The 13,638-nt window shown below is 64.0% G+C and carries 13 protein-coding genes and 1 pseudogene; 9 read left to right on the top strand and 5 right to left on the bottom strand.

The window, feature by feature from the left end:
* The first annotated feature begins 17 nt into the window (after positions 1-17).
* From JWQ24_RS02915 to JWQ24_RS02875, 9 genes and pseudogenes are all read left to right on the top strand, one after another.
* A complete protein-coding gene (locus JWQ24_RS02915; RefSeq protein ID WP_299804133.1) occupies positions 18-1,310 on the top strand; it encodes a glutamate-5-semialdehyde dehydrogenase in 1,293 nt (430 codons plus the stop codon).
* Between the two features lie 60 nt (positions 1,311-1,370).
* The gene (locus JWQ24_RS02910) at positions 1,371-1,982 is read left to right on the top strand and encodes a nicotinate-nucleotide adenylyltransferase (RefSeq protein ID WP_299804284.1); all 612 of its coding nucleotides are present in this window, start codon (positions 1,371-1,373) and stop codon (positions 1,980-1,982) included.
* 398 nt (positions 1,983-2,380) lie between these two features.
* Entirely contained in the window at positions 2,381-2,752 is a 372-nt protein-coding gene (gene rsfS / locus JWQ24_RS02905; protein WP_299804130.1) for a ribosome silencing factor, read from the top strand.
* Between the two features lie 168 nt (positions 2,753-2,920).
* Entirely contained in the window at positions 2,921-3,403 is a 483-nt protein-coding gene (rlmH, locus tag JWQ24_RS02900) for a 23S rRNA (pseudouridine(1915)-N(3))-methyltransferase RlmH (RefSeq protein ID WP_299804128.1), read from the top strand.
* A 29-nt stretch (positions 3,404-3,432) separates the two neighbouring features.
* Entirely contained in the window at positions 3,433-4,815 is a 1,383-nt protein-coding gene (locus JWQ24_RS02895) for a peptidoglycan DD-metalloendopeptidase family protein (RefSeq protein WP_299804126.1), read from the top strand.
* Positions 4,812-6,191: a S41 family peptidase gene (locus JWQ24_RS02890; protein ID WP_299804124.1), complete on the top strand. Its 1,380-nt coding sequence runs from the start codon at positions 4,812-4,814 to the stop codon at positions 6,189-6,191. Before JWQ24_RS02895 ends, JWQ24_RS02890 begins: the two co-directional genes overlap by 4 nt.
* A gap of 121 nt (positions 6,192-6,312) precedes the next feature.
* Positions 6,313-7,512 (top strand): annotated as a pseudogene (locus JWQ24_RS02885) (divergent polysaccharide deacetylase family protein); the annotation flags it as partial.
* Positions 7,513-7,596: 84 nt separating this feature from the next.
* Positions 7,597-8,100, top strand: a complete 504-nt coding sequence (locus tag JWQ24_RS02880; protein ID WP_299804282.1) for an RNA pyrophosphohydrolase — start codon at positions 7,597-7,599, stop codon at positions 8,098-8,100.
* A 2-nt stretch (positions 8,101-8,102) separates the two neighbouring features.
* Positions 8,103-8,597, top strand: coding sequence for an RNA pyrophosphohydrolase (locus JWQ24_RS02875; protein WP_299804122.1), 495 nt, complete (start codon positions 8,103-8,105; stop codon positions 8,595-8,597).
* 145 nt (positions 8,598-8,742) lie between these two features.
* Here JWQ24_RS02875 and JWQ24_RS02870 read toward each other — a convergent pair whose 3' ends face one another.
* From JWQ24_RS02870 to JWQ24_RS02850, 5 genes are all read right to left on the bottom strand, one after another.
* Complete coding sequence (locus JWQ24_RS02870) at positions 8,743-9,150, bottom strand: F0F1 ATP synthase subunit epsilon (RefSeq protein WP_299804119.1); 408 nt, start codon at positions 9,148-9,150, stop codon at positions 8,743-8,745.
* Between the two features lie 88 nt (positions 9,151-9,238).
* Positions 9,239-10,678, bottom strand: a complete 1,440-nt coding sequence (atpD, locus tag JWQ24_RS02865) for a F0F1 ATP synthase subunit beta (RefSeq protein ID WP_299804117.1) — start codon at positions 10,676-10,678, stop codon at positions 9,239-9,241.
* Between the two features lie 60 nt (positions 10,679-10,738).
* Positions 10,739-11,620: a F0F1 ATP synthase subunit gamma gene (locus tag JWQ24_RS02860; protein WP_299804114.1), complete on the bottom strand. Its 882-nt coding sequence runs from the start codon at positions 11,618-11,620 to the stop codon at positions 10,739-10,741.
* A gap of 144 nt (positions 11,621-11,764) precedes the next feature.
* On the bottom strand, positions 11,765-13,294 hold the full coding sequence (gene atpA / locus JWQ24_RS02855) for a F0F1 ATP synthase subunit alpha (protein WP_299804112.1): 1,530 nt from the start codon (positions 13,292-13,294) through the stop codon (positions 11,765-11,767).
* On the bottom strand, positions 13,294-13,638 hold a 345-nt coding region (locus JWQ24_RS02850; protein WP_299804109.1), incomplete at its 5' end, for a F0F1 ATP synthase subunit delta. The genes atpA and JWQ24_RS02850, both read right to left, overlap by 1 nt.

The following is a 13,638-nucleotide window of genomic DNA, read 5'->3' as shown; positions in this document are numbered from 1 at the left end:
TGCCGCCTGGGCCTGACATGACCGCCTCGCTGAAATCCATCGACGGCACGGCTGATTTGCCGCTGCTGATGAACGCCCTCGCGCAAGACGCGCGCGCTGCCGCGCGGGCGCTGGCGATTGCGCCGGCCGAACAGAAAAACCGGGCGCTGGCGGCGATGGAGCGGGCGATCCGCGAGGGGGCGCCGGCTATCCTGGCCGCCAACGCCGAGGATGTCACCGAAGCCAGTGCGTCCGGCGCGACTGCCGCCTTCGTCGACCGCCTGACCCTGACCGCGGCCCGCGTCAGCGCGATGGCCGACGGTATCCGCGTTATCCAGGATATTGCCGACCCCGTCGGCCTTGTCACCGAAACTTGGCAGCGGCCGAACGGCATGACCATCGAGCGCGTCCGCGTGCCGCTCGGTGTTGTCGCGGTGATTTTCGAGAGCCGTCCGAACGTGGCGGCAGATGCCGGCGTGCTCTGCATGAAATCCGGCAATGCCGTGATCCTGCGCGGCGGCTCCGACAGTTTCCGCTCCTGCCGCGCGATCCATGCCTGTCTGGTGCAGGGGCTTCGCGAGGCCGGGCTCCCGGAGGCCGCGATTACGCTGGTGCCGACCCGCGACCGCGCCGCGGTCGGGCTGCTGCTGAGCGGCCTCAACGGCGGCGTGGACGTGATCGTGCCGCGTGGCGGCAAGAGCCTGGTCGCGCGCGTCGAAGCCGAGGCCCGGGTGCCGGTGTTCGCGCATCTCGAAGGCGTCAATCACGTCTATGTCGATCGCGCTGCTTCGCTCGATATGGCGAAATCGATCGTGTTGAACGCCAAGATGCGGCGGCCCGGCGTCTGCGGCGCGACCGAGACACTGCTGATCGACCGCGCGGTGGCCGCAACGCATCTCAAGCCGCTGGTCGAAATGCTGATCGAGGCCGGCTGCGAAGTCCGCGGTGACGTCGCCGTGCAGGCCGCGGATGCGCGCGTGAAGGCTGCTACCGACGAGGACTGGGACACCGAATACGAGGACGCCATCATCGCGGCGAAGATCGTCGACGGTCTCGATGGCGCGCTCATCCATATTCACGACCACGGCTCGCACCACACGGATGCGATCGTGACCGAGGATGTCGCGGCCGCGACGCGCTTTCTCAACGAGGTCGATTCCGCGATCGTGTTGCATAACGCCTCAACGCAGTTCGCCGATGGCGGCGAGTTCGGCTTCGGCGCCGAGATCGGCATCGCCACCGGCAAATTCCACGCCCGCGGTCCGGTTGGCGCGGAGCAGCTCACCAGCTTCAAATATCGTATCCACGGCACCGGGCAGACCCGGCCGTGATCAACACCGTGTGCGCGCGTGGGGACTGAGTCGGATCACCCTTCAGTCTTCGGCCACAGCATTTCGGGCCACGACATTCCGTTTCACAGTGACGGCATGCGGATCGGGCTGCTTGGCGGCTCGTTCAACCCGCCGCATCAGGCGCATCGCGCGATCTCGCTGTTTGCGATGAAGCGACTGCAACTCGATCGCGTCTGGTGGCTGGTGTCGCCCGGCAACCCGCTGAAGGATTCGCGCAACCTGCACGATCTCTCCGAGCGCGCTGCCGCCGCACGCGCGATGGCCGATCATCCGCGCATCGACGTGACGTGCCTCGAGACCGTGATCGGCACGCGCTATACCGTCGACACCATCCAGTACCTGCGCAAGCGCTGCGCCACGGCCCGTTTCGTCTGGATCATGGGCGCGGACAACCTCGCCCAGTTCCACAAATGGGAAAACTGGCAGCGAATCGCGGCGGAAGTGCCGTTTGCGGTAATCGACCGACCGCCGCTTACGTTGCGTGGCCTCGCGGCGCCTGCGGCGCAGGCGCTGGGGCGTTACCGGATACCGGAGGGCGAGGCGGGGTCATTAGCTGATCTCGATCCGCCCGCCTGGGTGTTCCTGACCGGGCTGAAGCTGTCGCTCTCCTCGACGAGGCTTCGCAATGCCGATGGCAGCTGGAAAACGTAATTCCACAACACCGCCGCGATAAGTGCTATAGGGGCGCTCTGGAATATTGAATCCACGACACCCTCATGCATACTCTTTCCACCGGGCGCCGGATCAGGCGCCCCGTACCGTGAAAGGAATGGTCCCTGGCCACTTCTGTATCGACGAAAACCGGCGCCGCTAAAAAGAAGGCCCCGGCCAAGGCAACTGCCAAAGTAGCTGCCAAAGCTTCAACCAAAGCTGCCGCTCTCAAACCCGCTGTTGCGAAGAAGGCCGTCGCACCGAAAAAGGCTGTAGTCGCCAAGAAGGCCGCTGCGCCGAAGAAGGCCGCAGTTGCCAAGACTTCGGTTGCCAAGACTTCGGTCGCTAAGGCTTCTACCGCCAAGGTAACGAAGGCGAAGAAAGCCGCGCTCGCTGGCTTGCAGGTTCGCGACAGCGCCACCGTGGTGCTCGACCTGATCCTCAAGCGGCTCGATGACATGAAGGCGGAATCGACCGTCACCATCGACCTGCGCGGCAAGTCGGCGTTCACCGATTACATGGTCGTCACCACCGGCCGCTCGAACCGCCATGTCGGATCGCTGGCCGAGACTGTCGCCAAGGGTCTGAAGGAAGCCGGCAACAAGAAGCTCCATATCGAGGGGCTGCCGAATTGCGACTGGGTTCTGATCGATACCGGCGAAGTGATCGTTCACGTCTTCCGTCCGGAAGTGCGTGAATTCTACAATCTCGAGCGGTTGTGGACGCAGAGTCCGGGCGACGAAGCCAAGATAGAACTGAAGGCGGTTTAGCCTTCGCCCCGGACGCGGCGCGGCATCTCTGTGCCGCTCCGCGGAGCGGGGTGTCAGCGAACTCCGGCGTTCGTTACGGCCCGGCTTGCGACACAATACTTCACTGCGTCTTGCGTCGCGACCCGGACAGGCAGCCGGCTTACCCTCGAATGATGATATCTTGCCCCGATGCATCTGGTTTTGATTTCGATCGGCAAGCTCAAGCAAGGGCCCGAGCGCGAACTGGCGGAGCGGTATCGCGATCGGTTCGACGATATCGGTCGCAAGCTCGGCTTTCGCGGCCTGGCGATTCATGAAATTTCGGAAAGCCGTGCCCGTGACACGGCGACCAGAATTGCCGAGGAGGCTGCCGCGATTTCGGCGCTGATTCCGGAAAAGGCGGTGATTGTCGCGCTGGACGAGCGCGGCAGCAGCGTCGACAGCCCGACCTTCGCCCGGCATCTCGGCCGCTGGCGAGACGAATCAGTGCCGCATACAATTTTCGTGATCGGCGGGGCGGACGGACTTTCGCCCGATTTGCGGCGCAGAGCCAAGTTAAGTATCGCATTCGGCGCGGCGACTTGGCCACACCAGATGGTTCGCGTCATGCTTCTGGAACAGATTTACCGGGCCGCGACGATATTGTCCGGCCACCCGTATCACCGCGTTTAGAACTCCCAGTGAAGGCGACGACCCGCTTGATGCAGTCACCGCGGCCCAATCTCTGTCAAACCCACACCGTTCGCCGCGGCGGGATGTATGCGTCGTTATTCTCGATTGCTTTGCTGTCGGCCGGCCTGATTGGCGCGAGCGCGAAGCCTGCGTGCGCGCAGGTCAATGCGGCGCCGACGCAGCAGGCCACTGCGCCACCCGTCGATATCATCCGGCAGCGCGAGCAGGAGCTGGAAGCTGCCCGCGCGCAGCAGAAGGCCGCCGCCGAACTACAGGAAAAGCTGAAGGCCGATATCGCAGCCCTCGGACAGGACCGCGGCAAGCTCAGCCAGCAGCTGATCGACATCGCAGCCCGGGTGCGCGACGTCGAGACGAAGATCGACGATTCCGAAGCCCGCCTCGGCCCGCTCGATGCGCGCGAACGCGAGATTCGCTTCTCGCTGCAATCGCGCCGTTCCGAGATCGCCGAAGTGCTGTCCGCTCTGCAGCGCGCCGGCCGTCGCGCACCGCCGGCTTTGTTCGTGCGTCCGGAAGACGCACTGAAATCGCTGCGCACCGCGATGCTGCTCGGCGCCGTGGTGCCTGACATGCGCGTGCGCGCTGACAAGTTGATTGCCGATCTCGGTGAACTCGTCGCTCTGCGCAAGAACATCGGCGCCGAGCGCGACAAGCTCGCGGCCGACCGCGACAAGCTCAAGGAAGACCAGGTCCGGCTCGCCTCGTTCACCGAGGAACGGCAGAAGCAGCAGAGAGCGGCTGAAAAGGACATGGAGACCGAGGCGGCCCGCGCGCTGGCGCTGTCCAAGCAGGTCGACAGCCTGCAGGGCCTGATCGCCAAGATGGAACAGGAATCCAGGGCAGCGGCCAAGGCCGCTCAGACGGCAAGTCTGCAGGGCGCGCCTGCCGCGCTTGGTAACGGCAAACCGAATGTCGGCGCCTTCAAGGATACCGCACGTTTAAGCCCGGCGATCGCCTTTGCCTCGGCCAAGGGACTGTTTGCGCTGCCAGTTAACGGCATCAAGATTCGCAATTTCGGCGGTTCCGATGGCGTCGGCGGTGTCGAAAAGGGCATTTCGCTGGCCGCGCGCGGCGGCGCTCAGGTCACAACCCCGTGTGATGGCTGGGTTGTCTATTCCGGCCCGTTCCGCAGCTACGGACAACTCTTGATCCTCAACGCGGGTGGCGGGTATCATGTGTTGATTGCCGGAATGGAACGCATTTCGGTCAACATCGGCCAGTTCGTTTTGACGGGTGAACCGGTCGCCATCATGGGATCGACATCCCGGGTAGCGTCCGTTCTGGCGGCCAATGCCAGCCAGCCCGTGCTTTATATCGAGTTCCGTAAGGACGGGACTCCAATCGACCCTGGTCCATGGTGGGCCGCAAACGAAGGCGAAAAGGTTCGCGGATGATGCGCAAGACTTCGATAATCCTGCTCAGTGCTGCCACCGGCGCCGCCCTGACGCTCTTCGTGACCCAGCCACGCGCGGTGTTCATGGGAACCAGCGCCCGCGCTGCGACCTCCGACACCTACCGCCAGCTCAATTTGTTCGGCGACGTATTCGAGCGCGTCCGCTCCGACTATGTCGAGAAGCCCGACGACAGCAAGCTGGTGGAGTCCGCCATCTCCGGCATGCTCACCGGCCTCGATCCGCATTCCAGCTACATGGATGCCAAGAGCTTCCGTGACATGCAGGTGCAGACCCGCGGTGAATTTGGCGGCCTCGGCATCGAAGTCACGATGGAAGACGGCCTGATCAAGGTGGTGTCGCCGATCGACGACACGCCGGCGTCGAAGGCCGGCATCATGGCCAACGACATCATCACAAGCCTCGACGATGAAGCGGTGCAGGGCCTGACCCTGAACCAGGCCGTCGAGAAGATGCGCGGCCCGGTCAACACCAAGATCAAGCTGAAGATCGTCCGCAAGGGCAGGGATGAGCCGCTCGACGTCACGCTGGTGCGCGATAACATCCGTGTCCGCTCGGTGCGCGCGCGCGTCGAAAGCGATGACATCGCCTACATCCGCGTCACCACCTTCAACGAACAGACCACCGAAGGCCTGAAGCGCGAGATCGCCAACCTGACGTCGCAGATTGGCGCCGACAAGATCAAGGGCTTCATCATCGATCTCCGAAACAACCCCGGCGGCCTGCTGGAAGAAGCGGTGACGGTGTCGGATGCGTTCCTGGAGCGCGGCGAAATCGTCTCGACCCGCGGCCGCAACGCCGAGGAAACCCAGCGCCGCACCGCGCATGCCGGTGATCTCACCAAGGGCAAGCCGGTGGTCGTGCTGATCAACGGCGGCTCCGCCTCGGCGTCGGAAATCGTCGCCGGCGCATTGCAGGACCACAAGCGCGCCACCACGATCGGTACGCGCTCGTTCGGCAAGGGCTCGGTGCAGACCATCATCCCGCTCGGTTCCGGCAACGGCGCGCTGCGGCTGACCACGGCGCGCTACTTCACGCCGTCCGGCAAGTCGATCCAGGCCAAGGGCATCGTGCCCGACATCGAGATCGTGCAGGACGTGCCGGATGAGCTGAAGTCGCGCACCGACACCAAGGGCGAAGCCTCGTTACGTGGCCATCTCAAGAACGACGGCGACGAGAAGACCGGCTCGCAGTCCTACGTGCCGCCGGATGCCAAGGACGACAAGGCGCTCAAGGCCGCAGCCGACCTGCTGCACGGCATGAAGGTCACCGCCAACACGACGGTAACCGAGGACAAGGCCGCCGCGAAGCCGGAAGCCAAGCCCGAGGCGGCCAAGCCCGAGACCAAGCCGAACTGATCGTTCGAGCGAAAGAAGTTGAGGAAAGGGCGGCCTGTGGGTCGCCCTTTTTCGTGGCCCCAATCGGTGCTGTCGCCTTGACGTGGCGTGGTATCCTCCGGCCACCTGATTCGGGAGGTCCATGACCGTGTCGAGCGACGATCTGAGCGCCCCGCTTGGACAGACAGAGGTCCGCAAGCGCCGCTTCCGGCTGCCGATTTCGGCGCCGCAGGCAGTTGCGGGCGTGCTCGGTGTGGTGCTGCTCGGCTTTCTCGGCTTTGCGATTTTCGGTGATAATCCGCTCGGCGGCGAGCCGGTGTCGCGCGTGGCGCTGAAGCCGCCGGCGCCGGCTGAAGAAAAGCCCCCGATTGAAATCAAACGCGGTCCCGCCAAGGCGGCGGAGAAAGCGCCCGAGGTCACCGGCCAGAAGACCATCACCATCATCGACGGCTCCAGCGGCGCGCGGCGCGATGTCGTCGTCTCCAGCGACGGCTCGGAGACGGTCGAACCCGGTGCGCCGGAAGCCGCGCCCCCGGTGATCTCTGGCATCAATCCCAAGCTGCTGGAGAAATCACGCTACGGCATGGTGCCGATCGCCGCTGACGGCCTCAAGCCGGTGTCGGCCTATGCGGCCGGCTCCGATGCCGAGCGTGCCAAAGCGATGAAGACGCCGAGCATTGCGATTGTGATCGGTGGCCTCGGCGTCGGCGCGGCCAAAACCGCCGATGCGATCATGAAACTGCCCGCCGCCGTCACGCTCGGCTTCACGCCCTACGGTTCCGATCCCGGCAAGCTCGTCGAGCGTGCCCGCGCGCAGCGCCACGAGGTGCTGCTGCAACTGCCGATGGAGCCGTTCGACTATCCCGACAACGATCCCGGCCCGCAGACGTTGTTGGCCACTGCCACGCCGGAACAGAACCTCGATCGCCTGCTGTGGCACATGAGCCGATTCCAGGGCTATGTCGGGGTCGCCAATTTCATGGGCGCGCGCTTCGTCGCGGCCGATGCCGCCATGCAGCCTGTGATTCGCGATGCCGGCAAGCGTGGCCTTGGCTATTTCGACGACGGCACGGCGGCGCGCAGCGTCGGCCAGGCGGTCGCCGAGGGGCAGGGGATGCCGTTCGCGCGCGCCGATCTCGGCATCGACACGGTGCCGACCTCGGCGGATATCGACAAGGCGCTGGCGAAGCTCGAGAGCCTGGCGAAAGAGCGCGGCTACGCCGTCGGCTTCGCCTCGGCGCTGCCGATCTCGATCGAGCGCATCGGCGCCTGGGCAAAAGCCTTGGAAAGCCGCGGCGTGATGCTTGTGCCATTGACAACCGCGATGCTGAAATCAAAAACAGGCAAGCGTCTTTGGTCTAGGGTGAATTCGGCACAGCCGAATCGCTGCGTGAACTGCGTACGAGACGCGAGAGGCATTGACGGAATGGCGCGCTACGAAGACCTGCCCTATCGAACCTGCGTCGGAATGATGTTGATCAACCCGGAAGGGCTTGTCTTTATCGGACGTCGTGCCGGCGGCATCGAACATGTCGATGAAACCCATGTCTGGCAGATGCCGCAGGGTGGCGTCGATCCCGGCGAGGATACCTGGGAAGCCGCCAAGCGCGAGCTTTATGAAGAGACCAGCGTGCGCTCGGTCGAAAAGCTCGGCGAGGTGCCGGACTGGCTGATCTACGACATTCCCCGCACCGTCGCCGGCCGCAGCTGGAAGGGCCGCTACCGCGGTCAGCGCCAGAAGTGGTTCGCGGTGCGCTTCACCGGTCGCGACGAGGAAATCAACGTCGTGGCGCCGGGCGGCGGCCACAAGCCGGAATTCATCAAATGGCGCTGGGAGCCGATGAAAAACCTGCCCGACCTGATCGTGCCGTTCAAACGCCCGGTCTATGAGCGGGTGGTGAAGGAATTCTCGAAACTGTCCGGCGAATAGACGTGGCGCCGGACAAGCCGTACCGCCCCAATGTCGGCGTCGCGTTGTTCAATGCCGAAGGCAAGGTGCTGATCGGCCGTCGCTTCAAGGACGACGGGCCGGAGATCATCTTGCCGGGGCTGGAATGGCAGATGCCGCAGGGCGGCATCGATGCGGACGAGGATCCGCGCACGGCCGTGATGCGCGAACTGTGGGAAGAGACCGGCGTGGTCCATGCCGATTATCTCGATGAGACGGACTGGCTGACCTACGACTTCATCGCCTGTGAAGACCCGACGCACCGCTTCGCGCAATTCCGCGGCCAGCGTCAGAAATGGTTCGCCTTGCGGTTCACCGGAGAGGATGAGGAAGTCGATCCACTGACGCCGCGCAACGGCCAGCCGGCGGAGTTCGACGCCTGGCGCTGGGAGCGGCTCGATCGCGTCGCCGACCTGGTGGTGCCGTTCCGGCGCGAGGTCTATCGCGCGGTGGCCAGCGATTTTGCGAAATATGTGTGAGGTGCGCGCCGGCCAAGCCGCGAACTCCGCGGTCGTCACCCGGCTTGACCGGGTGATTCAGCAGACGCAGACGTCACGGCTTGATCTTCGATGGCAGTGATTACTGGGTCGCCCGGTCAAGCCGGGCGATGACAGCCAGTGGACGTTAATGCATCGCCGTCGAGTTGATGTGCTGCTGGATGACCTTGAAGTGGTCGAGGCGCTCGATGGCGCGGTCGAGGACGGAGCCCTCTTTCTCGGCCAGTTTCTCTTCCATCGCCGTGATCTGGTCGGCAAAAGCGCTGCGATCGAGATCCTGCAGCGAGGTCGCGACATCGGCCAGCACGGTGAGGCCCTTGTCGTTCACTTCGGCGAGGCCGCCGAGCACGATGATCATCTGCTTGGTGGCGCCTGTGGTGATGGTCATGATCCCCGGACGAAGGGCTGCGACCATCGGGGCGGCACCAGCCAGCACGCCGAAGTCGCCTTCGAGGCCGGGGACGTCGACCTGATCGACTTCACCTGCGAAGGCGAGTTTTTCCGGCGAGACGAGATCGAAGTGAAAGGTGGCCATGGTGGTACCTGCGGGTCACGAATAGCGAATAGTCAGAAAGAGCGGAGGAAGCAGCGCGACTCGCGGGCCGCGCTGCTTCCGTTGTTTCTTAAGCGGCTTCAGCAGCCAGCTTCTTGCCCTTTTCGACGGCCTCTTCGATGGCGCCGACCATGTAGAAGGCGGCTTCCGGGAGGTGGTCGTACTTGCCTTCGCAGATCGCGCGGAAACCCTTGATGGTGTCGGCGAGGTCGACGAACTTGCCCGGCGATCCCGTGAAGATTTCGGCGACGAAGAACGGCTGCGACAGGAAGCGCTCGATCTTGCGGGCGCGGGCGACGGCCACCTTGTCCTCTTCCGACAGTTCATCCATGCCGAGAATGGCGATGATGTCCTGCAGCGACTTGTACTTCTGGAGAACCTGCTGAACCATACGTGCGGTCTGGTAATGCTCCTCGCCGACGATCAGCGGGGACAGCATGCGCGAGGTGGAATCCAGCGGATCCACGGCCGGGTAGATGCCCTTTTCCGAGATCGCGCGGTTCAGCACGGTCGTCGCGTCCAGATGGGCGAACGAGGTGGCGGGCGCCGGATCGGTCAAATCGTCGGCCGGCACGTAGATGGCCTGCACCGAGGTGATCGAACCCTTGTGCGTGGTGGTGATGCGCTCCTGCAGCGCGCCCATGTCGGTCGCCAGCGTCGGCTGATAGCCCACCGCCGAAGGAATGCGGCCGAGCAGCGCCGACACTTCCGAACCCGCCTGGGTGAAGCGGAAGATGTTGTCGATGAAGAACAGCACGTCCTGGCCCTGATCGCGGAAATGTTCCGCGACGGTCAGGCCCGACAGCGCTACGCGCATGCGCGCGCCCGGAGGCTCGTTCATCTGGCCGAACACCAGCGCGCACTTCGACTTCACCGACGGGTCGGGATTGTGCGGATCGGCGTTCACCTTGGACTCGATGAACTCGTGATAGAGATCGTTGCCTTCGCGGGTACGCTCGCCAACGCCGGCGAACACCGAGTTGCCGCCGTGCGCCTTGGCGACGTTGTTGATCAGTTCCTGGATCAGCACGGTCTTGCCGACGCCGGCGCCGCCGAACAGGCCGATCTTGCCGCCCTTGGCGTAGGGCGCGAGCAGATCGACGACCTTGATGCCGGTGACGAGAATTTCAGCTTCCGTAGACTGCTCGGTGTACAGCGGTGCTTCCTGATGGATGGCGCGCAGGCCTTCCGAGGCGATCGGACCGCCTTCGTCGATCGGCTCGCCGATCACGTTCATGATACGGCCGAGGGTACCCACGCCGACTGGGACCATGATCGGGTTGCCGGTGTCGCTGACCGGCTGGCCGCGGACCAGACCTTCGGTGGTGTCCATCGCGATGGTGCGGACCGTCGATTCGCCGAGATGCTGGGCAACTTCGAGCACCAGACGGTTGGAACCGTTCATGGTCTCAATGGCGCTCAGAATCGCGGGCAGGTGGCCTTCGAACTGCACGTCGACGACGGCGCCGATGACCTGGGTGATGCGGCCGGTCTGGTTGGGGGTAGCCATGAAACTTCTCCTTGAAGTCCGAAACTTGAAACGACGGTCAAACGGGACCGAAATGCTGAATTAGATCGCCTCGGCGCCGGAGATGATCTCGATCAGCTCCTTGGTAATCATCGCCTGACGGGTGCGGTTGTAGATCAATGTCTGCTTGCGGATCATGTCGCCGGCGTTGCGCGTGGCGTTGTCCATCGAGCTCATCTGCGCGCCGTAGAACGAAGCGTTGTTCTCCAGCAGCGCGCGGAAGATCTGCACCGCGAGATTGCGCGGCAGCAGGCCCTTGAGGATTTCGTCTTCCTCGGGCTCGTATTCGTAAACCGGCGCCGGGCCGTCGGTCGCGGCGGCCTTGGCCTGCACCACCAGCGGGATGATCTGCTGAGCGGTCGGGATCTGTGCGATCACGGTCTTGAAGCGCGCGAAGAACAGCGTGCAGACGTCGAATTCACCGCCCTCGAAGCGCGCGAGCACTTTCTTGGCGATGTCTTCGGCGTTGACGAAGCCGAGCTGCTTCACCGAGCGCAGTTCGAGATGCTCGACGATCTGCTTGTCGAAGGTGCGGCGCAGCTGCTCGTAGCCCTTGCGTCCCACGCAGAAGAACTTGACCTCTTTGCCCTGGTTCATCAGCGCCAGCGCGCGTTCGCGCGCCAGACGGACGATCGAGGAGTTGAACGCGCCGGACAGGCCGCGTTCGCCGGTGCAGACCAGCAGGAGGTGAACCTGGTCCTTGCCGGTGCCGCCGAGCAGCGCCGGGCCGGTGCCGGAACCGGCTGCCGCGCCTGCGATGCTGGCAATAACCGCATCCATCCGCTCGGCGTAGGGCCGGGCGGCTTCGGCGGCCAGCTGCGCGCGGCGCAGCTTGGACGCCGCCACCATCTGCATGGCCTTGGTGATCTTCTGCGTCGCCTTGGTGGAGGCGATGCGGACACGCATGTCTTTAAGTGAAGCCATTCTCAGTCCACCCCGGCGATCAAGCGCTTGGCCCGATCGCAAACCTCTCGTTGGTCATGCCCGGCCGTGTGCCTGACATCCACGTTCTGAATTGTATCAACGCTTACGGTGATGGCCGGCGCGAGGCCGGCCATCACCGCAGAATCAAACGAAAGACTTGGCGTAACCTTCGACAACAGCCTTGAGCTTGCCAGCGGTATCGTCGCTGAGATCGCGGCTGTCGCGGATGGCGTTCAGGATGTCGACGTTCTTGCCGCGCAGCAGCGACAGGAGACCATCTTCAAAGCTGCGCACCTTGGCGACCGGCAGGTTGTCGAGGTAGCCGTTGACGCCGGCGTAAATCACCACGACCTGCTCTTCCATCTTCAGCGGCGAGAACTGCGGCTGCTTCAGGAGTTCGGTGAGGCGGGCGCCGCGGTTCAACAGGCGCTGCGTCGAGGCGTCGAGATCGGAGCCGAACTGAGCGAATGCCGCCATTTCGCGGTACTGCGCCAGCTCGCCCTTGATCTTGCCGGCGACTTTCTTCATCGCCTTGGTCTGCGCGGCGGAGCCGACGCGCGAAACCGACAGACCGACGTTCACGGCAGGGCGGATGCCCTGGAAGAACAGGTCGGTTTCGAGGAAGATCTGGCCGTCGGTGATCGAGATCACGTTGGTCGGGATGTAGGCCGACACGTCGTTGGCCTGGGTTTCGATGATCGGCAGCGCCGTCAGCGAACCCGAACCCTGCGAATCGTTGAGCTTCGCAGCGCGCTCGAGCAGGCGCGAATGCAAATAGAACACGTCGCCGGGATAGGCTTCGCGGCCCGGCGGGCGGCGCAGCAGCAGCGACATCTGGCGGTAGGCGACAGCCTGCTTCGACAAATCGTCATAGATGATGACGGCGTGCATGCCGTTGTCGCGGAAGTACTCGCCCATGGTGCAGCCGGTGAACGGCGCGATGTACTGCATCGGGGCCGGATCGGAAGCGGTGGCGGCGACGACGATGGAATATTCCAGCGCGCCCTGCTCTTCGAGCACCTTCACGAACTGCGCGACGGTGGAGCGCTTCTGGCCGATCGCGACGTAGACGCAATACAGCTTCTTGCTCTCGTCCGGCTGCGAGTTCAGCGGCTTCTGGTTGAGAATGGTATCGAGCGCGATCGCGGTCTTGCCGGTCTGACGGTCACCAATGATCAGCTCGCGCTGGCCACGGCCGACCGGGATCAGGGCGTCGATCGCCTTGAGGCCGGTTGCCATCGGCTCGTGGACCGACTTGCGGGGACTAATGCCGGGCGCCTTGACGTCAACGCGCATGCGCTTTTCGAACTGGATCGGGCCCTTGCCGTCGATCGGGTTGCCGAGCGCGTCAACGACGCGGCCGAGCAGACCCTTGCCGACCGGCGTATCCACGATGGCGCGGGTACGCTTGACGGTCTGGCCTTCCTTGATCTCGCGGTCGGCGCCGAAGATCACGATGCCGACGTTGTCGGTTTCGAGATTCAGCGCCATGCCGCGCGTGCCGTTCTCGAACTCGACCATTTCGCCGGCCTGGACGTTGTCGAGGCCGAAGACGCGGGCAATGCCGTCGCCGACGGACAGAACCTGTCCAACTTCGGAAACTTCAGCTTCCTGGCCGAAGTTCTTGATCTGATCCTTGAGGATCGCGGAAATTTCCGCGGCGCGGATGTCCATCAGCCTGCCTCTTTCATCGCGTGCTTAATCGAGTTGAGTTTGGTGCGAAGCGAACTGTCCACCATGCGGCTGCCGAGCTTGACGACAAGCCCGCCGATGATGGCCGGATCGATCTTCACGTTGAGCGCGACATCCTTGCCCGTCACTGATTTTAGTGCGGTCTTCAGGGCGTCGAGATTCTTGTCACTGAGCGGCTCGGCGACGGTGACGTCGGCCGTGGCTTCGCCCTTGAATTTTGCCACTAGCGCGCGAAAAGCGCGGATCACGTCGCGGACCGCGAACAGGCGGCGGTTAGCGGTCAGAACTTTCAGAAACTTGGCGCTGATGCCGCCGATGCCGGCGTC

The sequence above is a fragment of the Tardiphaga sp. genome, assembly GCF_028290495.1.
Lineage (GTDB): Bacteria > Pseudomonadota > Alphaproteobacteria > Rhizobiales > Xanthobacteraceae > Tardiphaga.
Note: the sequence above shows the minus strand (reverse complement) of the source record. Positions and strands in the feature narration are given on the sequence as shown.

Excerpts from the sequence above, each read along its gene's own strand:
- JWQ24_RS02915 (WP_299804133.1), top strand. The coding sequence starts at position 18 with ATGACCGCCTCGCTGAAATCCATCGACGGCACGGCTGATTTGCCGCTG.
- rlmH (WP_299804128.1), top strand. The coding sequence starts at position 2,921 with ATGCATCTGGTTTTGATTTCGATCGGCAAGCTCAAGCAAGGGCCCGAG.
- JWQ24_RS02895 (WP_299804126.1), top strand. The coding sequence starts at position 3,433 with ATGCAGTCACCGCGGCCCAATCTCTGTCAAACCCACACCGTTCGCCGC.
- JWQ24_RS02890 (WP_299804124.1), top strand. The coding sequence starts at position 4,812 with ATGATGCGCAAGACTTCGATAATCCTGCTCAGTGCTGCCACCGGCGCC.
- JWQ24_RS02880 (WP_299804282.1), top strand. The coding sequence starts at position 7,597 with ATGGCGCGCTACGAAGACCTGCCCTATCGAACCTGCGTCGGAATGATG.
- JWQ24_RS02870 (WP_299804119.1), bottom strand. The coding sequence starts at position 9,150 with ATGGCCACCTTTCACTTCGATCTCGTCTCGCCGGAAAAACTCGCCTTC.
- atpD (WP_299804117.1), bottom strand. The coding sequence starts at position 10,678 with ATGGCTACCCCCAACCAGACCGGCCGCATCACCCAGGTCATCGGCGCC.
- JWQ24_RS02860 (WP_299804114.1), bottom strand. The coding sequence starts at position 11,620 with ATGGCTTCACTTAAAGACATGCGTGTCCGCATCGCCTCCACCAAGGCG.
- atpA (WP_299804112.1), bottom strand. The coding sequence starts at position 13,294 with ATGGACATCCGCGCCGCGGAAATTTCCGCGATCCTCAAGGATCAGATC.